The 20,068-nt window shown below is 67.4% G+C and carries 33 protein-coding genes; 32 read left to right on the top strand and 1 reads right to left on the bottom strand.

The genetic code is table 11. The features are described 5' to 3' along the window. Window positions 1-249: 249 nt before the first annotated feature. The 32 genes from rpsJ (at window position 250) to truA (ending at window position 19,389) form a co-directional block, all read left to right on the top strand. Window positions 250-558 (top strand): 30S ribosomal protein S10, encoded by a 309-nt coding sequence (gene rpsJ, locus CCN42_RS19735; protein ID WP_003948644.1) that lies wholly within the window; start codon window positions 250-252, stop codon window positions 556-558. 16 nt (window positions 559-574) lie between these two features. After that, window positions 575-1,219, top strand: a complete 645-nt coding sequence (gene rplC, locus CCN42_RS19730; RefSeq protein WP_043503318.1) for a 50S ribosomal protein L3 — start codon at window positions 575-577, stop codon at window positions 1,217-1,219. Between the two features lie 8 nt (window positions 1,220-1,227). After that, window positions 1,228-1,884: a 50S ribosomal protein L4 gene (rplD, locus tag CCN42_RS19725; protein ID WP_086167808.1), complete on the top strand. Its 657-nt coding sequence runs from the start codon at window positions 1,228-1,230 to the stop codon at window positions 1,882-1,884. After that, a complete protein-coding gene (gene rplW, locus CCN42_RS19720; RefSeq protein ID WP_086167807.1) occupies window positions 1,884-2,303 on the top strand; it encodes a 50S ribosomal protein L23 in 420 nt (139 codons plus the stop codon). Before rplD ends, rplW begins: the two co-directional genes overlap by 1 nt. A gap of 40 nt (window positions 2,304-2,343) precedes the next feature. Beyond that, on the top strand, window positions 2,344-3,180 hold the full coding sequence (gene rplB / locus CCN42_RS19715; protein ID WP_043503324.1) for a 50S ribosomal protein L2: 837 nt from the start codon (window positions 2,344-2,346) through the stop codon (window positions 3,178-3,180). A 12-nt stretch (window positions 3,181-3,192) separates the two neighbouring features. Then, the gene (gene rpsS / locus CCN42_RS19710; protein ID WP_030233885.1) at window positions 3,193-3,474 is read left to right on the top strand and encodes a 30S ribosomal protein S19; all 282 of its coding nucleotides are present in this window, start codon (window positions 3,193-3,195) and stop codon (window positions 3,472-3,474) included. Between the two features lie 43 nt (window positions 3,475-3,517). Next, window positions 3,518-3,865, top strand: coding sequence for a 50S ribosomal protein L22 (gene rplV / locus CCN42_RS19705; protein WP_043503326.1), 348 nt, complete (start codon window positions 3,518-3,520; stop codon window positions 3,863-3,865). Next, complete coding sequence (gene rpsC / locus CCN42_RS19700; protein ID WP_014674374.1) at window positions 3,865-4,686, top strand: 30S ribosomal protein S3; 822 nt, start codon at window positions 3,865-3,867, stop codon at window positions 4,684-4,686. The genes rplV and rpsC overlap by 1 nt, the downstream gene beginning before the upstream one ends. 5 nt (window positions 4,687-4,691) lie before the next feature. After that, complete coding sequence (gene rplP, locus CCN42_RS19695; protein WP_029380975.1) at window positions 4,692-5,111, top strand: 50S ribosomal protein L16; 420 nt, start codon at window positions 4,692-4,694, stop codon at window positions 5,109-5,111. Continuing rightward, a complete protein-coding gene (gene rpmC / locus CCN42_RS19690) occupies window positions 5,111-5,335 on the top strand; it encodes a 50S ribosomal protein L29 (protein WP_007494763.1) in 225 nt (74 codons plus the stop codon). The genes rplP and rpmC overlap by 1 nt, the downstream gene beginning before the upstream one ends. Further along, complete coding sequence (rpsQ, locus tag CCN42_RS19685; protein ID WP_086167806.1) at window positions 5,332-5,619, top strand: 30S ribosomal protein S17; 288 nt, start codon at window positions 5,332-5,334, stop codon at window positions 5,617-5,619. Before rpmC ends, rpsQ begins: the two co-directional genes overlap by 4 nt. A 100-nt stretch (window positions 5,620-5,719) precedes the next feature. Beyond that, window positions 5,720-6,088, top strand: coding sequence for a 50S ribosomal protein L14 (gene rplN / locus CCN42_RS19680; protein WP_003998823.1), 369 nt, complete (start codon window positions 5,720-5,722; stop codon window positions 6,086-6,088). A gap of 2 nt (window positions 6,089-6,090) precedes the next feature. After that, on the top strand, window positions 6,091-6,414 hold the full coding sequence (rplX, locus tag CCN42_RS19675; protein ID WP_086167805.1) for a 50S ribosomal protein L24: 324 nt from the start codon (window positions 6,091-6,093) through the stop codon (window positions 6,412-6,414). Beyond that, a complete protein-coding gene (rplE, locus tag CCN42_RS19670) occupies window positions 6,414-6,971 on the top strand; it encodes a 50S ribosomal protein L5 (protein WP_014674377.1) in 558 nt (185 codons plus the stop codon). The genes rplX and rplE overlap by 1 nt, the downstream gene beginning before the upstream one ends. Window positions 6,972-6,976: 5 nt before the next feature. Then, a complete protein-coding gene (locus CCN42_RS19665; RefSeq protein ID WP_003948630.1) occupies window positions 6,977-7,162 on the top strand; it encodes a type Z 30S ribosomal protein S14 in 186 nt (61 codons plus the stop codon). Between the two features lie 239 nt (window positions 7,163-7,401). After that, window positions 7,402-7,800, top strand: coding sequence for a 30S ribosomal protein S8 (gene rpsH, locus CCN42_RS19655; RefSeq protein WP_043503329.1), 399 nt, complete (start codon window positions 7,402-7,404; stop codon window positions 7,798-7,800). A 24-nt stretch (window positions 7,801-7,824) separates the two neighbouring features. Further along, window positions 7,825-8,364 carry a 50S ribosomal protein L6 gene (gene rplF / locus CCN42_RS19650; RefSeq protein ID WP_043503332.1) on the top strand — a complete coding sequence of 180 codons (540 nt, stop codon included), beginning with the start codon at window positions 7,825-7,827 and terminating at the stop codon, window positions 8,362-8,364. A gap of 3 nt (window positions 8,365-8,367) precedes the next feature. Further along, on the top strand, window positions 8,368-8,748 hold the full coding sequence (gene rplR, locus CCN42_RS19645) for a 50S ribosomal protein L18 (RefSeq protein WP_043503333.1): 381 nt from the start codon (window positions 8,368-8,370) through the stop codon (window positions 8,746-8,748). 36 nt (window positions 8,749-8,784) lie between these two features. Further along, on the top strand, window positions 8,785-9,390 hold the full coding sequence (gene rpsE, locus CCN42_RS19640) for a 30S ribosomal protein S5 (protein WP_019753099.1): 606 nt from the start codon (window positions 8,785-8,787) through the stop codon (window positions 9,388-9,390). 2 nt (window positions 9,391-9,392) lie between these two features. After that, window positions 9,393-9,575: a 50S ribosomal protein L30 gene (gene rpmD, locus CCN42_RS19635; protein ID WP_003998814.1), complete on the top strand. Its 183-nt coding sequence runs from the start codon at window positions 9,393-9,395 to the stop codon at window positions 9,573-9,575. Window positions 9,576-9,577: 2 nt separating this feature from the next. Next, the gene (rplO, locus tag CCN42_RS19630; protein WP_067018996.1) at window positions 9,578-10,033 is read left to right on the top strand and encodes a 50S ribosomal protein L15; all 456 of its coding nucleotides are present in this window, start codon (window positions 9,578-9,580) and stop codon (window positions 10,031-10,033) included. A gap of 234 nt (window positions 10,034-10,267) precedes the next feature. Beyond that, window positions 10,268-11,581: a preprotein translocase subunit SecY gene (secY, locus tag CCN42_RS19625; protein WP_086167803.1), complete on the top strand. Its 1,314-nt coding sequence runs from the start codon at window positions 10,268-10,270 to the stop codon at window positions 11,579-11,581. Continuing rightward, the gene (locus tag CCN42_RS19620; RefSeq protein ID WP_086737445.1) at window positions 11,581-12,243 is read left to right on the top strand and encodes an adenylate kinase; all 663 of its coding nucleotides are present in this window, start codon (window positions 11,581-11,583) and stop codon (window positions 12,241-12,243) included. Before secY ends, CCN42_RS19620 begins: the two co-directional genes overlap by 1 nt. A 101-nt stretch (window positions 12,244-12,344) precedes the next feature. After that, window positions 12,345-13,181, top strand: a complete 837-nt coding sequence (gene map / locus CCN42_RS19615) for a type I methionyl aminopeptidase (RefSeq protein ID WP_086167801.1) — start codon at window positions 12,345-12,347, stop codon at window positions 13,179-13,181. Window positions 13,182-13,513: 332 nt separating this feature from the next. After that, window positions 13,514-13,735 (top strand): translation initiation factor IF-1, encoded by a 222-nt coding sequence (gene infA / locus CCN42_RS19610; RefSeq protein WP_003948620.1) that lies wholly within the window; start codon window positions 13,514-13,516, stop codon window positions 13,733-13,735. 71 nt (window positions 13,736-13,806) lie between these two features. Further along, entirely contained in the window at window positions 13,807-13,920 is a 114-nt protein-coding gene (gene rpmJ, locus CCN42_RS19605; RefSeq protein WP_004984509.1) for a 50S ribosomal protein L36, read from the top strand. A 197-nt stretch (window positions 13,921-14,117) separates the two neighbouring features. Continuing rightward, the gene (gene rpsM, locus CCN42_RS19600; RefSeq protein WP_006130767.1) at window positions 14,118-14,498 is read left to right on the top strand and encodes a 30S ribosomal protein S13; all 381 of its coding nucleotides are present in this window, start codon (window positions 14,118-14,120) and stop codon (window positions 14,496-14,498) included. Window positions 14,499-14,556: 58 nt separating this feature from the next. Then, window positions 14,557-14,961: a 30S ribosomal protein S11 gene (rpsK, locus tag CCN42_RS19595; protein WP_003956432.1), complete on the top strand. Its 405-nt coding sequence runs from the start codon at window positions 14,557-14,559 to the stop codon at window positions 14,959-14,961. Between the two features lie 157 nt (window positions 14,962-15,118). Then, window positions 15,119-16,141 carry a DNA-directed RNA polymerase subunit alpha gene (locus tag CCN42_RS19590; RefSeq protein ID WP_003966937.1) on the top strand — a complete coding sequence of 341 codons (1,023 nt, stop codon included), beginning with the start codon at window positions 15,119-15,121 and terminating at the stop codon, window positions 16,139-16,141. Between the two features lie 184 nt (window positions 16,142-16,325). Further along, window positions 16,326-16,826: a 50S ribosomal protein L17 gene (gene rplQ, locus CCN42_RS19585; RefSeq protein WP_086737443.1), complete on the top strand. Its 501-nt coding sequence runs from the start codon at window positions 16,326-16,328 to the stop codon at window positions 16,824-16,826. 218 nt (window positions 16,827-17,044) lie between these two features. Further along, the gene (locus CCN42_RS19580; protein WP_086737447.1) at window positions 17,045-18,454 is read left to right on the top strand and encodes a hypothetical protein; all 1,410 of its coding nucleotides are present in this window, start codon (window positions 17,045-17,047) and stop codon (window positions 18,452-18,454) included. Window positions 18,455-18,528: 74 nt separating this feature from the next. Further along, window positions 18,529-19,389 carry a tRNA pseudouridine(38-40) synthase TruA gene (gene truA, locus CCN42_RS19575; RefSeq protein WP_086737441.1) on the top strand — a complete coding sequence of 287 codons (861 nt, stop codon included), beginning with the start codon at window positions 18,529-18,531 and terminating at the stop codon, window positions 19,387-19,389. 44 nt (window positions 19,390-19,433) lie between these two features. Here the strand turns inward: truA and CCN42_RS42605 are convergent. Next, window positions 19,434-20,068, bottom strand: a 635-nt coding sequence (locus CCN42_RS42605) for an SGNH/GDSL hydrolase family protein (RefSeq protein ID WP_169731489.1), incomplete at its 5' end; no start/stop codon positions are given.

Here is a 20,068-nt window from a genome sequence, read left to right as displayed (position 1 = left end):
CGCCCCTGATCAGGGGCGGACGTACGGGAATCTTCCGGGAAGCGTCGGTGCGGCACCGGCCAGGCACCCGGTGGGCCTTTCGTCCTCGGCTTGCGGTTCCGGTAGGGCCGTGTGCATTCCCCGGCAGGGATGTTCGAACAAGGGACATCTGTGTCAGCGGGAGCGCGACACGCCCGACCGCGTGGGTCGGAGGAAGTGCTTGGAACACCGGGTTCCAGAGCGGAAGAGAGACAGGACTACGAAGTAGCCATGGCGGGACAGAAGATCCGCATCCGGCTCAAGGCCTACGACCACGAGGTCATCGACTCTTCGGCGAAGAAGATCGTCGAGACGGTGACGCGTACTGGTGCGTCGGTCGCGGGCCCGGTGCCGCTGCCCACTGAGAAGAACGTGTACTGCGTCATCAAGTCGCCGCACAAGTACAAGGACTCGCGCGAGCACTTCGAGATGCGCACGCACAAGCGCCTGATCGACATCCTCGACCCGACCCCCAAGACCGTTGACTCTCTGATGCGACTCGACCTCCCGGCCGGTGTCGACATCGAGATCAAGCTCTGAGGCTGGTGGGCTGAGAATGGCTAAGCAGATCAAGGGCATCCTGGGCGAGAAGCTCGGTATGACGCAGGTGTGGGACGAGAACAACCGTGTTGTTCCGGTCACCGTCGTCAAGGCCGGGCCCAATGTCGTCACCCAGGTCCGTACGAACGACGTCGACGGCTACGAGTCCGTCCAGATCGCCTTCGGCGACATCGACCCGCGCAAGGTGAACAAGCCCCTCAAGGGCCACTTCGCCAAGGCCGACGTCACCCCCCGTCGTCACCTCGTCGAGATCCGCACGTCGGACGCCTCCGAGTACACGCTCGGCCAGGAGATCACCGCTGAGGTGTTCGAGGCCGGCGTGAAGGTCGACGTGACCGGCAAGAGCAAGGGCAAGGGCTTCGCCGGTGTCATGAAGCGCCACAACTTCCGTGGCCTCGGCGCCGGACACGGCACCCAGCGCAAGCACCGCTCGCCCGGTTCCATCGGTGGCTGTGCCACCCCGGGCCGCGTGTTCAAGGGCCTCCGCATGGCGGGTCGCATGGGCAACGAGCGGGTCACCACCCAGAACCTGACCGTCCACGCCGTTGACGCGGAGAAGGGTCTGCTGCTCATCAAGGGCGCGGTTCCCGGTCCGAACGGCGGCCTCGTCCTGGTCCGCACCGCGGCCAAGGGGGCCTGAGGTAACCGATGAGCACTGTTGACATCCTTTCGCCGGCGGGCGACAAGGCCGGTACCGTCGAGCTCCCCTCGGAGATCTTCGGCGTTGAGAAGGTCAGCATCCCGCTGATCCACCAGGTCGTCGTCGCGCAGCTGGCCGCTGCCCGTCAGGGCACGCACAAGACCAAGACCCGTGGCGAGGTCCGCGGCGGTGGCAAGAAGCCGTACCGCCAGAAGGGCACCGGTCGCGCCCGTCAGGGTTCGACCCGCGCGCCGCAGTTCGCCGGTGGTGGCGTCGTGCACGGTCCCGTGCCGCGCGACTACTCGCAGCGCACGCCCAAGAAGATGAAGGCTGCCGCTCTGCGTCACGCCCTCACCGACCGGGCGCGCCACAACCGCATCCACGTCGTCACCGGCGTGGTCGAGGGCGAGACCCCCTCCACGAAGGCCGCGAAGAGCCTGTTCGGCAAGATCAGCGAGCGCAAGAACCTGCTCCTGGTCGTCGACCGCGCCGACGAGGCCGCGTGGCTGTCCGCCCGCAACCTGCCCCAGGTCCACATCCTGGAGCCGGGCCAGCTGAACACGTACGACGTTCTCGTCTCCGACGACGTGGTCTTCACCAAGGCCGCCTTCGAGTCCTTCGTGTCCGGCCCGAAGGCTGCTGACACCGAAGGGAGCGAGGCCTGATGGCTATCCGTCACCCCGCCATTGCCTCCAAGGCCGCCAAGGCCGCCAAGGCCGCGCGCGTCGCCAAGGCGCGTCGCCACGCCGCCGAGGGCAAGAACACCGTCGTCACCCCGGCGAGCAAGGCGTACACGGACCCCCGTGACGTCCTGCTGAAGCCGGTCGTGTCCGAGAAGAGCTACGCGCTCCTCGACGAGAACAAGTACACGTTCATCGTCGACCCGCGGGCCAACAAGACCCAGATCAAGGAGGCCGTGCAGTCGGTCTTCTCGGTCAAGGTCACCGGGGTCAACACGATCAACCGCCAGGGCAAGCGCAAGCGGACCCGCACGGGCTTCGGCCAGCGTGCCGCCACCAAGCGCGCGATCGTGACCCTCGCCGAGGGCGACCGTATCGACATCTTCGGCGGTCCGACCTCCTAACGGAGGTCAGGATCGTCCGATATCGGACGAGGACTGAGAAATGGGTATCCGCAAGTACAAGCCGACGACTCCTGGCCGTCGTGGCGCCAGCGTCGCCGACTTCGTCGAGGTCACGCGGTCCACGCCGGAGAAGTCGCTGGTCCGCCCGCTGCACAGCAAGGGCGGCCGTAACAACGCCGGTCGTGTGACCGTCCGCCACCAGGGTGGTGGCCACAAGCGCGCCTACCGCGTGATCGACTTCCGTCGTCACGACAAGGACGGCGTGCCGGCGAAGGTCGCGCACATCGAGTACGACCCCAACCGCACGGCGCGTATCGCGCTGCTGCACTACGCCGACGGCGAGAAGCGCTACATCCTCGCGCCGCGCGGCCTGCAGCAGGGCGACCGCATCGAGAACGGTCCCGGGGCCGACATCAAGCCGGGCAACAACCTGGCCCTCCGCAACATCCCGGTCGGTACCACGATCCACGCGATCGAGCTCCGTCCCGGTGGCGGTGCCAAGTTCGCCCGCTCCGCCGGTGCCTCCGTGCAGCTGCTCGCGAAGGAGGGCGCCTACGCCCACCTCCGCATGCCGTCCGGAGAGATCCGCCTGGTCGACGTGCGCTGCCGCGCCACCGTCGGCGAGGTCGGCAACGCCGAGCAGAGCAACATCAACTGGGGTAAGGCCGGCCGCAAGCGCTGGCTGGGCGTTCGCCCGACCGTCCGTGGTGTGGTCATGAACCCGGTCGACCACCCGCACGGTGGTGGTGAGGGTCGTACCTCCGGTGGCCGCCACCCGGTCTCCCCGTGGGGCAAGAAGGAAGGCCGTACTCGTTCGCCCAAGAAGGCGTCGAACAAGTACATCGTCCGCCGCCGCAAGACGAACAAGAAGCGCTAAGGACGGGTTGAGATGCCTCGTAGCTTGAAGAAGGGGCCCTTCGTCGACGACCACCTGATGAAGAAGGTGGACGCCCAGAACGAAGCCGGCACCAAGAACGTCATCAAGACCTGGTCCCGTCGCTCGATGATCGTGCCGGCCATGCTCGGTCACACGCTCGCGGTGCACAACGGCAAGACCCACATCCCGGTGTTCGTCACCGAGTCGATGGTCGGCCACAAGCTCGGCGAGTTCTCGCCGACGCGCACCTTCCGGGGTCACGTCAAGGAAGACCGGAAGTCGAAGCGCCGCTAGTAGCGGATCGCATTCAGACACGTAAGTAACTGAAGGGACAACCATGGAAGCCAGGGCCCAGGCGCGGTACATCCGCGTCACGCCCATGAAGGCCCGCCGCGTGGTGGACCTTATCCGTGGCATGGACGCCACGGAGGCTCAGGCGGTCCTGCGATTCGCTCCGCAGGCTGCCTCCGTGCCGGTCGGCAAGGTGCTCGACAGCGCCATCGCCAACGCCGCGCACAACTACGACCACACCGATGTCGACAGCCTCTACATCGCTGAGGCCTACGTCGACGAGGGCCCGACCCTGAAGCGGTTCCGTCCGCGTGCCCAGGGCCGTGCCTACCGGATCCGCAAGCGGACCAGCCACATCACCGTGGTCGTCGCCAGCAAGGAAGGAACCCGGTAATGGGCCAGAAGGTAAACCCGCATGGGTTCCGGCTCGGTGTCACCACGGACTTCAAGTCCCGGTGGTACGCCGACAAGCTGTACAAGGACTACGTCAAGGAAGACGTCGCCATCCGTCGGATGATGACGTCCGGTATGGAGCGCGCCGGCATCTCGAAGGTGGAGATCGAGCGCACCCGTGACCGCGTCCGCGTCGACATCCACACCGCGCGTCCCGGCATCGTCATCGGCCGCCGCGGCGCCGAGGCCGACCGCATCCGCGGTGACCTGGAGAAGCTGACCGGCAAGCAGGTCCAGCTGAACATCCTCGAGGTCAAGAACCCGGAGACGGACGCTCAGCTGGTGGCCCAGGCCGTCGCCGAGCAGCTGTCCTCCCGCGTCTCCTTCCGTCGGGCCATGCGCAAGAGCATGCAGTCCGCCATGAAGGCCGGCGCCAAGGGCATCAAGATCCAGTGCGGTGGCCGCCTCGGCGGCGCCGAGATGTCCCGCTCGGAGTTCTACCGCGAGGGCCGTGTGCCCCTGCACACGCTCCGCGCGAACGTGGACTACGGCTTCTTCGAGGCCAAGACGACCTTCGGCCGCATCGGTGTGAAGGTCTGGATCTACAAGGGCGACGTCAAGAACATCGCCGAGGTCCGCGCCGAGAACGCTGCCGCCCGTGCGGGTAACCGCCCGGCCCGCGGTGGCGCCGACCGCCCGGCCCGTGGTGGCCGTGGTGGCGAGCGGCGCGGTCGCAAGCCGCAGCAGGCTGCCGGTGCCGAGGCCCCCAAGGCCGAGGCTCCCGCCGCCGCTCCGGCTGAGAGCACCGGAACGGAGGCCTGACCGTCATGCTGATCCCCCGTAGGGTCAAGCACCGCAAGCAGCACCACCCGAAGCGCAACGGTATGTCCAAGGGTGGAACGCAGGTTGCGTTCGGCGAGTACGGCATCCAGGCGCTGACCCCGGCCTACGTGACGAACCGCCAGATCGAGGCGGCTCGTATCGCGATGACCCGCCACATCAAGCGTGGCGGCAAGGTCTGGATCAACATCTACCCGGACCGCCCCCTCACCAAGAAGCCGGCCGAGACCCGCATGGGTTCCGGTAAGGGTTCGCCGGAGTGGTGGGTCGCCAACGTCAAGCCCGGACGTGTGATGTTCGAGCTGTCGTACCCCAACGAAAAGATCGCCCGTGAGGCGCTGACCCGTGCGGCCCACAAGCTGCCGATGAAGTGCCGGATCGTCAAGCGCGAGGCAGGTGAAGCGTGATGTCGGCCGGTACCAAGGCGTCCGAGCTGCGCGAGCTGGGCAACGAGGAGCTTCTGGCGAAGCTCCGCGAGGCCAAGGAAGAGCTGTTCAACCTCCGCTTCCAGGCGGCGACGGGTCAGCTCGAGAACCACGGTCGGCTGAAGGCCGTCCGTAAGGACATCGCGCGGATCTACACCCTGATGCGCGAGCGCGAGCTGGGCATCGAAACGGTGGAGAACGCATGAGCGAGAACAACGTGACTGAGCAGAACACCGAGGCGCGCGGCTTCCGCAAGACCCGTGAGGGTCTCGTCGTCAGCGACAAGATGGACAAGACCGTCGTCGTCGCCGTCGAGGACCGTGTCAAGCACGCGCTGTACGGCAAGGTCATCCGCCGTACCAGCAAGCTCAAGGCGCACGACGAGCAGAACGCCGCGGGTGTCGGCGACCGCGTCCTCCTCATGGAGACCCGGCCGCTGTCCGCGACGAAGCGCTGGCGCGTCGTCGAGATCCTCGAGAAGGCCAAGTAATTCCTGCGGGACCAACCCCGCAGGTCAGTTCCGCCAGGCTCGGCAGGGGTCCTCGTACTGAGGCCCCTGCCGGGAACCGGCAGACGATCAGGAGATAGACGTGATCCAGCAGGAGTCGCGACTGCGTGTCGCCGACAACACTGGTGCGAAGGAGATCCTTTGCATCCGTGTGCTCGGTGGCTCCGGTCGCCGCTACGCGGGCATCGGTGACGTCATCGTCGCCACCGTCAAGGACGCGATCCCCGGTGGCAACGTGAAGAAGGGTGACGTCGTCAAGGCGGTCATCGTTCGCACCGTCAAGGAGCGCCGCCGTCCGGACGGCTCGTACATCCGCTTCGACGAGAACGCCGCCGTCATTCTGAAGAACGACGGCGACCCTCGCGGCACCCGCATCTTCGGCCCGGTCGGCCGTGAGCTGCGCGAGAAGAAGTTCATGAAGATCATCTCGCTCGCGCCGGAGGTGCTGTAAGCATGAAGATCAAGAAGGGCGACCTGGTCCAGGTCATCACCGGTAAGGACAAGGGCAAGCAGGGCAAGGTCATCGCGGCCTTCCCCCGCGAGGACCGCGTCCTGGTCGAGGGTGTCAACCGGGTCAAGAAGCACACGAAGGCCGGCCCGACCGCCAAGGGCTCCCAGGCCGGCGGCATCGTGACCACCGAGGCGCCGATCCACGTCTCCAACGTCCAGCTGGTCGTGGAGAAGGACGGCAAGAAGGTCGTCACGCGTGTCGGCTACCGCTTCGACGAAGAGGGCAACAAGATCCGCGTTGCCAAGCGGACGGGTGAGGACATCTGATGGCTACCACCACCACTCCGCGTCTGAAGACGAAGTACCGCGAGGAGATCGCGGGCAAGCTGCGTGACGAGTTCAAGTACGAGAACGTCATGCAGGTTCCCGGCCTCGTCAAGATCGTGGTCAACATGGGTGTCGGCGACGCCGCCCGTGACTCGAAGCTGATCGAGGGCGCGATCCGCGACCTGACCACCATCACCGGTCAGAAGCCGGCCGTCACCAAGGCCCGCAAGTCCATCGCGCAGTTCAAGCTGCGCGAGGGTCAGCCGATCGGTGCCCACGTCACGCTCCGTGGCGACCGCATGTGGGAGTTCCTGGACCGCACCCTGTCGCTGGCGCTCCCGCGCATCCGCGACTTCCGCGGCCTGTCCCCCAAGCAGTTCGACGGCCGTGGCAACTACACCTTCGGTCTCACGGAGCAGGTCATGTTCCACGAGATCGACCAGGACAAGATCGACCGCGTCCGGGGTATGGACATCACCGTGGTCACCACGGCGACCAACGACGAAGAGGGCCGCGCGCTCCTCCGTCACCTCGGCTTCCCGTTCAAGGAGGCGTGAGCGAGATGGCGAAGAAGGCTCTCATCGCGAAGGCTGCTCGCAAGCCCAAGTTCGGTGTGCGTGGCTACACCCGCTGCCAGCGCTGCGGTCGTCCGCACTCCGTCTACCGCAAGTTCGGCCTCTGCCGCGTGTGCCTCCGTGAGATGGCTCACCGTGGCGAGCTGCCGGGCGTGACCAAGAGCTCCTGGTAATCCCGGTAATTCGGGATTCCTGGACCTCTCGGTAAGCAACTGGGTCGGCAGGGCCCAGCACCCTCATGCCGTAGGCTGTTGGGGTTGGGCTCTGCCGCCCTGGATCGCCCGCGGACAGCTGTCCGCTGAATGATTGCTTACTACGCCGTAGGTCCCCGCGCCGCACCCGTCCCGTCCCGGTATGGGGAGAGGGATGGCGCATATAGGAAACCCCGGCGAGAAAGGCCACAGGCCAATTCATGACCATGACTGATCCGATCGCAGACATGCTGACTCGTCTGCGTAACGCGAACTCGGCGTACCACGACTCGGTGTCGATGCCGCACTCCAAGATCAAGTCTCACATCGCGGAGATCCTCCAGCAGGAGGGCTTCATCACGGGCTGGAAGGTCGAGGACGCCGAGGTCGGCAAGAACCTCGTCCTCGAGCTGAAGTTCGGCCCGAACCGTGAGCGCTCCATCGCGGGCATCAAGCGGATCTCGAAGCCCGGTCTCCGGGTCTACGCGAAGTCCACCAACCTGCCGAAGGTCCTGGGCGGCCTGGGCGTGGCGATCATCTCCACGTCGCACGGTCTGCTGACCGACAAGCAGGCGCAGAAGAAGGGCGTGGGTGGGGAAGTCCTCGCCTACGTCTGGTAACGGAAGGGAACGGAGGAAACAGCTATGTCGCGTATCGGCAAGCTCCCCATCCCGGTTCCCGCCGGCGTGGACGTCACCATCGACGGCCGTACGGTCAAGGTCAAGGGCCCCAAGGGCGAGCTGACCCACACCGTTGCCGCGCCGATCGACATCGCTAAGGGCGAGGACGGCACCCTTCAGGTGCTGCGCCCGAACGACGAGCGGCAGAGCAAGGCCCTGCACGGCCTGTCCCGCACGCTGGTGGCGAACATGATCACCGGTGTGACCCAGGGATACGTCAAGAAGCTCGAGATCAGCGGTGTCGGTTACCGCGTGACCGCCAAGGGCTCGAACCTCGAGTTCGCGCTCGGTTACAGCCACCCGATCGTTGTCGAGGCCCCCGAGGGCATCACCTTCAAGGTGGAGACCCCGACCCGTTTCTCGGTCGAGGGCATCGACAAGCAGAAGGTCGGCGAGGTCGCGGCCAACATCCGCAAGCTGCGCAAGCCCGACCCGTACAAGGCCAAGGGCGTCAAGTACGAGGGCGAAGTCATCCGCCGCAAGGTCGGAAAGGCGGGTAAGTAAGCCATGGCATACGGGCAGAAGATCCTCAAGGGCGACGCCTACAAGCGCGCCGCGATCAAGCGCCGTCACATCCGGATCCGGAAGCGGATCTCGGGTACCGCCGAGCGCCCCCGTCTGGTCGTGACCCGCTCCAACCGCCACATCGTGGCGCAGGTGATCGACGACCTGAAGGGCCACACCCTGGCGTCTGCGTCCTCGCTGGACGCGTCGATCCGCGGTGCCGAGGACAAGTCCTCGCAGGCCAAGAAGGTCGGCGCCCTGGTCGCCGAGCGTGCCAAGGCCGCCGGTGTCGAGGCTGTCGTGTTCGACCGTGGTGGCAACCAGTACGCCGGGCGCATCGCCGCCCTGGCGGACGCCGCCCGCGAAGCCGGGCTCAAGTTCTGAGCCGCTTGTAGCTAGCGGAAAGAGAGAGGTAATCCAATGGCTGGACCCCAGCGCCGCGGAAGCGGTGCCGGTGGCGGCGAGCGGCGGGACCGGAAGGGCCGTGACGGCGGCGCTGCTGCCGCCGAGAAGACCGCGTACGTTGAGCGCGTTGTCGCGATCAACCGCGTCGCCAAGGTTGTGAAGGGTGGTCGTCGCTTCAGCTTCACCGCGCTGGTCGTGGTGGGCGACGGTGACGGCACCGTGGGTGTCGGATACGGCAAGGCCAAGGAGGTGCCGGCCGCCATCGCCAAGGGCGTTGAGGAGGCCAAGAAGCACTTCTTCAAGGTCCCCCGGATCCAGGGCACCATCCCGCACCCCATCCAGGGTGAGAAGGCCGCCGGCGTCGTGCTGCTCAAGCCCGCGTCGCCCGGTACCGGTGTTATCGCCGGTGGTCCGGTGCGTGCCGTGCTCGAGTGCGCCGGTATCCACGACGTACTGTCGAAGTCGCTCGGCTCCGACAACGCCATCAACATCGTGCACGCGACCGTGGAGGCCCTGAAGGGCCTGCAGCGTCCCGAGGAGATCGCGGCCCGCCGTGGTCTGCCGCTCGAGGACGTCGCTCCCGCGGCCCTGCTGCGTGCGCGTGCCGGGGCGGGTGCGTAATCATGGCGCAGCTCAAGATCACGCAGGTCAAGTCCTACATCGGCAGCAAGCAGAACCACCGTGACACCCTGCGGTCGCTTGGTCTCAAGGGGATCAACACCGTGGTCGTCAAGGAGGACCGCCCCGAGTTCCGCGGCATGGTGCACACCGTCCGCCACCTCGTGACGGTCGAGGAGGTCGACTGATCATGGCGGAGAACAACCCGCTCAAGATCCACAACCTCCGTCCCGCCCCGGGCGCCAAGACCGCCAAGACCCGTGTCGGTCGTGGTGAGGCGTCGAAGGGTAAGACGGCCGGTCGTGGTACCAAGGGCACCAAGGCCCGCTACCAGGTTCCGGAGCGCTTCGAGGGTGGCCAGATGCCGCTCCACATGCGTCTCCCGAAGCTCAAGGGCTTCAAGAACCCGTTCAAGACCGAGTACCAGGTCGTGAACCTCGACAAGCTGGCCGCGCTGTACCCGGAGGGTGGCGAGGTCACCGTCGAGGGTCTCGTCGCCAAGGGTGCCGTTCGCAAGAACAGCCTCGTCAAGGTGCTCGGCCAGGGCGAGATCTCCGTGGCGCTGCAGGTGACGGTCGACGCCGTCTCCGGCTCCGCCAAGGAGAAGATCACCGCCGCCGGCGGTACCGTCACCGAGCTCGTCTGAGTACTTCAGGCGTCTCGATGACTTGAGCGATCCCGACCGGGGATACCCCACAAATGGGGTATCCCCGGTTGGTCGTTCCTTGGGTGGCAGTCTCGCCGGTAAGGTGGCCTGCACTGCCAACTTTCACCGGGTGCCGCACCTCGGGCACTTCGGTCGGCAGTTGACCGTTACGTATTCGTCGAACCTCAAGACCGTCACCCTTGACGCAGATGCGCGGGGGTCGCAGGAGGCACCGTGCTCACCGCGTTCGCCCGGGCGTTCAAGACGCCCGACCTGCGCAAGAAGCTGCTCTTCACGCTCGGCATCATCGTGGTGTACCGGATCGGTACGCACATCCCGATCCCGGGTGTCGACTACCGGAACGTCCAGACCTGTATCGACGTGGCCAAGGGCAACCAGGGCCTCTTCGGTCTGGTCAACATGTTCAGTGGCGGCGCACTGCTGCAGATCACGATCTTCGCGCTGGGCATCATGCCGTACATCACCGCGAGCATCATCCTCCAGCTGCTGACGGTGGTGATCCCGCGCCTGGAAGCCCTGAAGAAGGAGGGGCAGACCGGCACGGCGAAGATCACGCAGTACACCCGCTACCTGACCGTGGCGCTCGCCGTCCTTCAGGGCACCGGCCTGGTGGCCACCGCCCGCAGCGGCGCCCTCTTCAACGGCTGCCCGGTGGCCTCGGAGATCGTCCCGGACCAGTCCATCTTCGTGACCGTCACCATGGTCATCACCATGACCGCCGGCACCGCCGTCGTCATGTGGCTGGGCGAGCTGGTCACCGACCGCGGCATCGGCAACGGCATGTCGATCCTGATGTTCATCTCGATCGCCGCCACCTTCCCGTCCGCGCTGTGGGCCATCAAGCAGCAGGGCTCCCTGGCCGACGGCTGGATCGAATTCGGCACCGTGATCCTGGTGGGCCTGTTCATGGTCGGCCTGGTGGTCTTCGTCGAGCAGGCCCAGCGCCGGATCCCCGTCCAGTACGCGAAGCGCATGATCGGCCGCCGTTCCTACGGCGGGACGTCGACGTACATCCCGCTGAAGGTCAACCAGGCCGGTGTGATTCCCGTCATCTTCGCGTCGTCGCTGCTCTACATCCCGGCGCTGATCGTGCAGTTCTCCAACTCCACGTCGGGCTGGGCGAGCTGGATCCAGGGCAATCTCGCGGACACCGCGGCGCCCGTTCACATCACGATCTACTTCTTCCTGATTGTCTTCTTCGCGTTCTTCTACGTGGCCATCTCGTTCAACCCCGAGGAAGTCGCGGACAACATGAAGAAGTATGGTGGCTTCATCCCGGGCATCCGGGCTGGCCGACCGACCGCTGAGTACCTGTCCTACGTGCTCAACCGGATCACCTGGCCGGGTTCGCTGTATCTGGGTCTGATCGCTCTCGTGCCGACAATGGCGTTGGCCGGTTTCGGGGCAAACCAGAACTTCCCGTTCGGCGGGACCAGCATCCTGATCATCGTGGGTGTCGGACTCGAGACGGTGAAGCAGATCGAGAGCCAGCTCCAGCAGCGCAATTACGAAGGGTTCCTCCGCTGATGCGAATCGTCCTCGTCGGGCCGCCGGGTGCCGGTAAGGGAACGCAAGCCACGCGCCTTGCCGAGAAGCTGTCGATCCCGCACATCTCCACGGGCGACCTGTTCCGCGCCAACATCAGCCGGCAGACGGAGCTCGGCAAGCTCGCGAAGTCCTACATGGACGCCGGCAATCTGGTGCCGGACGAGGTCACGATCGCGATGGCCAAGGACCGCATGGAGCAGTCGGACGCCGAGAACGGCTTCCTCCTGGACGGTTTCCCGCGCAACGTCTCGCAGGCCGAGGCGCTGGACGAGCTGCTGACCACCGAGGACATCCAGCTGGACGCGGTGCTCGACCTGGAGGCACCGGAGGACGAGGTCGTCAAGCGGATCGCCGGCCGGCGGATCTGCCGCAAGGACTCCAGTCACGTGTTCCACGTGACGTACAGCAAGCCGAAGACCGAGGGCGTCTGCGACGTCTGCGGCGGCGAGCTGTACCAGCGCGACGACGACGCCGAGGACACCGTCCGCAAGCGGCTCGAGGTCTACCACACGCAGACCGAGCCGATCATCGACTACTACAAGGCGCAGGGGCTGGTCGTCACCATCTCCGCGCTGGGTGCGGTGGACGAGGTCACGGGGCGCGCCCTGGAGGCGCTGAAGCGTGAGGACGACGGCAAGTAGCCGTCGGATGCGGTACCGGCCGTGGCGCCCCGAGGGGTGCCACGGCCGTACTGTTGTGTAGGTAACCGGTTGACGTGAGTGACGGAGAGCGCAGGGCCCCCATGGTGCAGATCAAGAGCCCCGAGCAGATCGCCAAGATGCGTGCGGCGGGGCTGGTCGTCGCAGCCATCCACGCGGCCACCCGGGAGGCCGCGGTACCCGGCGCCTCCACCAAGGACCTCGACCAGGTGGCGCGCAAGGTGCTCGCCGAGCACGGGGCGAAGTCCAACTTCCTCGGCTACGGCGGATTCCCGGCGACCATCTGCACCTCGGTGAACGACGTGGTCGTCCACGGCATCCCCTCCGAGGACGTCGTCCTGAAGGACGGCGACATCATCTCCATCGACTGCGGCGCGATCGTCGACGGCTGGCACGGTGACGCCGCCTACACGGCGTTCGTGGGCTCCGGCCACGCCCCGGAGCTGATCGAGCTCTCCCGGGTGACCGAGGAGTCGATGTGGGCCGGCATCGCGGCCATGAAGCAGGGCAACCGGCTCGTCGACATCTCCCGGGCCATCGAGACGTACATCCGCCGCCAGCCCAAGCCCGGCGGCGGCCGGTACGGAATCATCGAGGACTACGGCGGCCACGGCATCGGGTCCGAGATGCACATGGACCCGCATCTGCTGAACTACGTCGACCGCCGCCGCGGCAAGGGCCCCAAGCTGGTCCCCGGCTTCTGCCTGGCCATCGAGCCGATGGTCTCCCTGGGCACCCCGAAGACGGAGGTCCTGGAGGACGACTGGACGGTCATCACGACCGACGGCACGTGGTCGTCCCACTGGGAGCACTCGGTGGCCCTGACGGAGCAGGGACCGCTGGTCCTGACGGCTCCGGACGGCGGCAAGGCGAAGCTGGCGGAGTTCGGCATCACGACGGCGCCGGACCCGCTCGCCTGACGGCGGCGCCCGCCCACGACCGCCCGCCGCCCACTATCGCCCGCCGCCCACGACCGCCGGCCCGAGGCCGGCGCAGCCGCCCGTACCCGTGCGGGGTCCGGGGCGCCGGGGCCGGCGTCGCGCACGCGCCCGTCGCCGTGCCGGGCTGACGGTCACGGCTGTCCGCGAGCGCCGCGGCCCGCCCCGCATAATGATCTTTTGCGCCGGGCAGACTGCCTCGATTCGTTTTTCCGGGTGCGCTGACGTAGACTGACTCGTCGGCTCTTGTGTACCCGCATGTCTGCATGCGCTCGCACTGAGTCGATCAAGGTAGTCGATTCGAAGGGCGAAGCGTGGCCAAGAAGCAAGGTGCCATCGAGATCGAGGGCACTGTCGTCGAGTCTCTTCCGAACGCCATGTTCAAGGTCGAGCTCCAGAACGGCCACCAGGTCCTGGCACATATCAGCGGCAAGATGCGTATGCACTACATCCGCATCCTCCCTGACGACCGGGTCGTGGTGGAGCTGTCTCCGTACGACCTGACGCGTGGCCGGATCGTCTACCGGTACAAGTAGATCTTGCCCACGCCCCGTGCCCTCCCTGTGTGCGGGGCCGCCGGCAACTGACCCGGAGAACCTCACATCCCATGAAGGTCAAGCCGAGCGTCAAGAAGATCTGCGACAAGTGCAGGGTGATCCGCCGTCACGGTCGGGTCATGATCATTTGCGAGAACCCGCGCCACAAGCAGCGCCAGGGCTGATCGCACACGGATCACACCCTCTGCATCGATATCGCAGAGACTTCGCGCGACGCGAGCTGAATATGTTCATACGCAGGACCCAAGTCCCCTCGGGCTTGACACCCCCGGTTCGGAGGCCGGGGACCCAGTTCGTACCTGGTACGGCGGCTGGGAGTCGGTGCTGCGGAAGACCTCCGAAGATCAACTGGAGCCATTGAATGGCACGCGTTTCCGGTGTTGACATCCCGCGCGAAAAGCGCGTGGAGATCGCCCTCACCTACGTGTTCGGCATTGGCCGGACTCTCTCGCAGCAGACGCTCGCTGCCACCGGCGTGGACCCGAACACCCGTGTTCGCGACCTCACCGAAGAGCAGCTCGTCGCGATCCGCGAGTACGTCGACAACAACATCAAGACCGAGGGTGACCTCCGTCGCGAGATCCAGGCCGACATCCGCCGCAAGGTCGAGATCGGCACCTACCAGGGTCTGCGTCACCGTCGCGGTCTGCCTGTCCGCGGTCAGCGCACCAGCACCAACGCGCGTACCCGCAAGGGCCCGCGTCGCGCCATCGCCGGCAAGAAGAAGCCGGGCAAGAAGTAGTCCACGCAGCGGTCTTGCCAGCTGTCGTAGGACCGACCACCTCCCGTAGGAGAACGACATGCCCCCCAAGGGTCGTCAGGGCGCTGCCAAGAAGGTGCGCCGCAAGGAAAAGAAGAACGTCGCTCACGGCCACGCGCACATCAAGAGCACGTTCAACAACACGATCGTCTCGATCACGGACCCGTCCGGCAACGTGATCTCCTGGGCCTCCGCCGGCCACGTCGGCTTCAAGGGCTCCCGGAAGTCCACGCCGTTCGCCGCGCAGATGGCCGCCGAGTCGGCTGCCCGCCGCGCCCAGGAGCACGGCATGCGCAAGGTCGACGTGTTCGTGAAGGGCCCGGGTTCCGGTCGTGAGACCGCGATCCGTTCGCTTCAGGCCACCGGTCTCGAGGTCGGCTCCATCCAGGACGTCACCCCGACCCCGCACAACGGCTGCCGTCCGCCGAAGCGCCGCCGCGTCTGACGCTCGGCTGCTTCGAGCAGACTGTGGGCTCCGGGCGGTACGGCACCGTAAAAGGTCCGTGCCGCCCGTACCCTTGCAGTACCCGCACTTGTCATGGGTGCGGTTTCCGTCGGACGTCAAATAGCGGGCGTCCACGAATGAAGGATCTGATCCACACATGCTGATCGCTCAGCGTCCCTCGTTGACCGAAGAGGTCGTCGACGAGTTCCGCTCCCGGTTCGTGATCGAGCCGCTGGAGCCGGGCTTCGGTTACACCCTCGGCAACTCCCTCCGCCGTACCCTCCTGTCCTCGATCCCGGGTGCCGCCGTCACCTCGATCCGGATCGACGGCGTGCTGCACGAGTTCACCACCGTGCCGGGCGTCAAGGAGGACGTCACCGACCTGATCCTCAACATCAAGCAGCTGGTCGTCTCCTCGGAGCACGACGAGCCGGTCGTGATGTACCTGCGCAAGCAGGGCCCGGGTCTGGTCACCGCCGCCGACATCGCGCCCCCGGCCGGTGTCGAGGTGCACAACCCCGACCTGGTCCTCGCCACGCTCAACGGCAAGGGCAAGCTGGAGATGGAGCTGACGGTCGAGCGTGGCCGCGGTTACGTCTCCGCCGTGCAGAACAAGCAGGTCGGCCAGGAGATCGGCCGGATCCCGGTCGACTCCATCTACTCGCCGGTCCTCAAGGTCACGTACAAGGTCGAGGCCACGCGTGTCGAGCAGCGCACCGACTTCGACAAGCTGATCGTCGACGTCGAGACCAAGCAGGCGATGCGTCCGCGTGACGCCATGGCCTCCGCGGGCAAGACGCTGGTCGAGCTGTTCGGTCTCGCCCGCGAGCTGAACATCGACGCCGAGGGCATCGACATGGGTCCGTCCCCGACGGACGCCGCGCTCGCCGCCGATCTGGCGCTGCCGATCGAGGAGCTGGAGCTCACCGTTCGGTCGTACAACTGCCTCAAGCGCGAGGGCATCCACTCCGTGGGTGAGCTCGTCGCCCGTTCCGAGGCGGACCTGCTCGACATCCGCAACTTCGGTGCGAAGTCCATCGACGAGGTCAAGGCCAAGCTGGCCGGCATGGGTCTCGCGCTCAAGGACTCCCCGCCCGGATTCGACCCGACCGCCGCGGCGGACGCGTTCGGCGCGGACGACGACGCGGACGCCGGGTTCGTGGAGACCGAGCAGTACTGAGAACTCGGGCCTTCCCGGCCCGTACCCGGGTGCGGGTGCGCTGTGGCTTGTCGCGCAGTTCCCCGCGCTCCTTTCCGAGCACGGCCCTCCGGGGCCCGTGCTCGGATCTCCGACGGGCAACCGCCCGCTCGGATACTGACTCCGGTACCTGATACGGCCGGGGCAGACACACAGGAGAAGAACCATGCCGAAGCCCACCAAGGGTGCCCGTCTGGGCGGCAGTGCCGCGCACGAGAAGCTGCTGCTCGCGAACCTCGCGAAGTCGCTCTTCGAGCACGGCAAGATCACGACCACGGAGGCGAAGGCCCGTCGCCTGCGCCCGTACGCCGAGCGTCTGATCACCAAGGCGAAGAAGGGCGACCTTCACAACCGCCGTCAGGTGCTGCAGGTCATCACGGACAAGAGCGTCGTCCACACGCTCTTCACCGAGATCGGCCCGCGCTACGAGAACCGCCCGGGTGGTTACACCCGTATCACCAAGATCGGTAACCGCCGTGGCGACAACGCGCCCATGGCCGTGATCGAGCTGGTCGAGGCGCTGACCGTGGCGCAGCAGGCGACCGGTGAGGCCGAGGCCGCCACCAAGCGTGCGGTCAAGGAGGCCGAGGAGGCCAAGGCCGAGGAGACCAAGGTCGACGAGACCGAGGCCGCCGAGGCTCCCGCCGAGGAGTCGAAGGACGCGTAAGCGTTCTGCCGGGTGACTGATCTCGGCGGCTGCGGCTTCGCCGCGGCGTGCCGCGCAGGTCCCCGCGCCCCCAGCGGTGTCGACGGGCCCGTTCCTTCCTGGAGCGGGCCCGTCGGCGTGTCCGCGCAAGATCGAGGGCAACCCTGGGGCGGGTTCGGAGGTCATGCATGTGCGTCGGCGGAACCGGCGCGCTCGACATCCGAATCACGGGGGGTCTCATGCCTTCTCTCGCCGCGGTGCGGCGCAGCATCTCCGTCTTCGCGCTGGCCGCGCTGGCTGGCACGGCGCTCGGCAGTCCCGCGCAGGCGCAGGAGGAACCGCTGCCGGTGTCCGTGACCGGACCCGACAGCGTGAACCTCTCGCTGCACCAGGACCCGAACGGGTCGACGGAACCGCAGATCGAGCTGGGGCTCCGGGCGCCCGGCGAACCGGTGCCGGACGAGAACGGTGTGATCTATCCGATCCACACCGGCGACTACACGGTCACCGTGGACGCCAGCTCCCTGGCCGGTGTCGCCGCGGTCGACTTCTCCGGTCTCGGCGGGTGGCAGGGCTGCTCCGTGGACGGGCTGGTCGCCACCTGCCCGGGCGCCGAGATCTACGCGGGCCACGACTACAACCGCCTCGGCGGCATCCGCCTCGACGTCACCGGTGAGAGCGCCGCGGGCGACTTCGGCAGCATCCAGGTCACGGCCGCGGGCGAAGGGCTCGCCTTCACCGGGCACACGGTGGACGTGCTGGTCGGCGGCCCCGAGCTGCTGAACAAGCAGCTGGCCGAGCCCGCGGGCTTCCAAGCGGGCGACACCTTCGAGGCGCCGCTGGGCTTCCGCAACGTGGGCGGGCTGGGCGGCGACGGCGTCCTGCTGCGGGTCTCCGGCACCCGGGGCCTGTCCTTCCCCGGCACCTTCGGCAACTGCTGGTACGACCCGCGTGACCCGGAGGACCTGCTCGGGCGGTCCGAGGCGCTGTGCGTCTTCGACGGGGAGTTCGCCGGTGACGCGGCCTACGGGCTGAGCGCACCCTTCCCGGTGCGGACGGCCGGGTTCGCGCTCTACGACGCGATGTCGTACAGCTTCAGCGCGGTCCCCGCCGCGCAGGCGCGGGAGCTGCTGGCCCAGGGCGGCCATCAGGCGGGCACCGGGCCGGCGCTGGAACTGGTCCGCCTGCCGGACGCCGACCCGGCCGGTTACAGCCGCTGGGCGGAGCTGGACATCCCGACGAAGAACACCTTCGACCTGGACCTGACCGGTGAGCGGCTGCGGGCCCGCAAGGGCGACACCGTGTCCGTGGACATCGGCTTCGCCAACCACGGCCCCGCCTGGCTGGCCCTGCTCCGCTCCGGCGGCGAGCCGATCTCCTTCGCGGTGGACCTGCCGCCGGGGACGACGGCCACCACGGTGCCCGAGAACTGCCAGCCCGGCTGGGAGGGCTCCGAGGGCGACTACCACTGCTTCGTCTCCACGCCGATCCTGGAGAACGACGCGCGGACGTTCACCTTCGGCCTGCGGGTCGACGAGGTGATCAAGAACGCCACCGGGCGCGCGTTCTTCCCGTACACCATGCCGAACGAGGGCAACCCGGCGAACGACTCCGGGACGATCGTGCTGAACCCGACGCGCAACGGCTGATCACCAGCCGGTGCCGTCGCAGCGGGCCTGCCCTCCGGGGCGGGCCCGCTCCGTGTTCCTGAGAGGATTTACGGGTGAGTGACGAAGTACAGCCCGGATACGTGCGGGTACGCCTTGACCTGTCCTATGACGGCACCGAGTTCTCCGGCTGGGCCAAGCAGGCCGGGGGACGGCGGACCGTGCAGGGCGAGATCGAGGACGCGCTGCGGACGGTGACCCGGTCCCCGGAGACCTTCGAGCTGACCGTCGCCGGGCGGACCGACGCCGGAGTGCACGCGCGCGGACAGGTGGCGCACGTGGACCTGCCCGAGGCGGTCTGGCGCGAGCACCACGAGAAGCTGCTGAAGCGGCTCGCGGGGCGGCTGCCGCGGGACGTGCGGGTCTGGGCGCTGCGCGAGGCGCCGAGCGGGTTCAACGCGCGGTTCTCGGCGGTGTGGCGGCGCTACGCGTACCGGGTGACGGACAACCCGGGGGGCGTGGACCCGCTGCTGCGAGGCCATGTGCTGTGGCACGACTGGCCGCTCGACGTGGACGCCATGAACGAGGCGGCGCGCGGGCTGCTCGGGGAGCACGACTTCGCGGCGTACTGCAAGAAGCGGGAGGGTGCGACGACCATCCGCACGCTCCAGGAACTGAGCCTGGTCCGCGGGGACGACGGGATCGTCACCGCGACCGTGCGGGCCGACGCCTTCTGCCACAACATGGTGCGCTCGCTGATCGGGGCGCTGCTGTTCGTCGGCGACGGGCACCGGCCGCCGGACTGGCCGGCCAAGGTACTGGCGGCGGGCGTACGGGACTCGGCCGTGCACGTCGTACGGCCGCACGGGCTGACCCTGGAGGAGGTCGGCTATCCGGCCGACGAACTGCTGGCGGCGCGGAGCAGGGAGGCGCGGAACAAGCGGTCGCTGCCGGTGGCGGGCGGCGGGTGCTGCTGACGGGGGGGACTCCGCGGAGTCCCCCCGTGGCCGTCGGGCCGTGTTCAGCCGGCCAGGACCTTGTCGAAGGTCGGCTTCAGGAAGGGCGCGAGGGAGCGCGCGTAGCTGCCCGACATATGGCTGTAGTCCCAGTAGACGACGTGACCGCCGATGACGGCGGGGCAGTAGCCCTCCGCGCAGAACGCGGGGATGGTGTCGACGATCTCGGCCCCGTGCTCCTCGGCCACCTCGCGTTCCATGGCGCGCAGCTCGGCGCGGTCGATGACGTGCTCGGCCTTGGGGCTGCACGTGGCGATGGTGTCGGAGCCCTTGGCCAGGCAGTCCGGGACGTTGAAGTCCGGGTACGGCGTGTCGGTCAGGTAGACGAGGTTCGCGCCGGTGGCCTTCAGCTTGCCGAAGGTCTGCGCGGCGCCGTCGCGGGTGGTCGTCTGCTGGACGCGGTTGGTGACGACGACGACGTCCGGGTCGATCTCGGCGATCCGGTCGAGGGCGGTCTCGCGCCAGCTGTCGCACTCGGTGTACTCGCGGCCCAGGTCCTCACGGGTGATCTTGTAGACCTCGGGGGAGCAGCCGCTCTTGATCACCGTGATGACCTTGACGTTCAGGTCGCGGCCCAGCTCGTGGAAGGCGTTGCCCCACTGGTAGGCGTGGGAGTCGCCGAGCAGGACCATGGTCCTGC

The organism is Streptomyces glaucescens, from assembly GCF_002154375.1.
Classification (GTDB): Bacteria; Actinomycetota; Actinomycetes; order Streptomycetales; family Streptomycetaceae; genus Streptomyces; species Streptomyces glaucescens.
The sequence above is the reverse complement of the archived record's forward strand: the minus strand, read 5'-3'. Positions and strand labels throughout refer to the sequence as shown.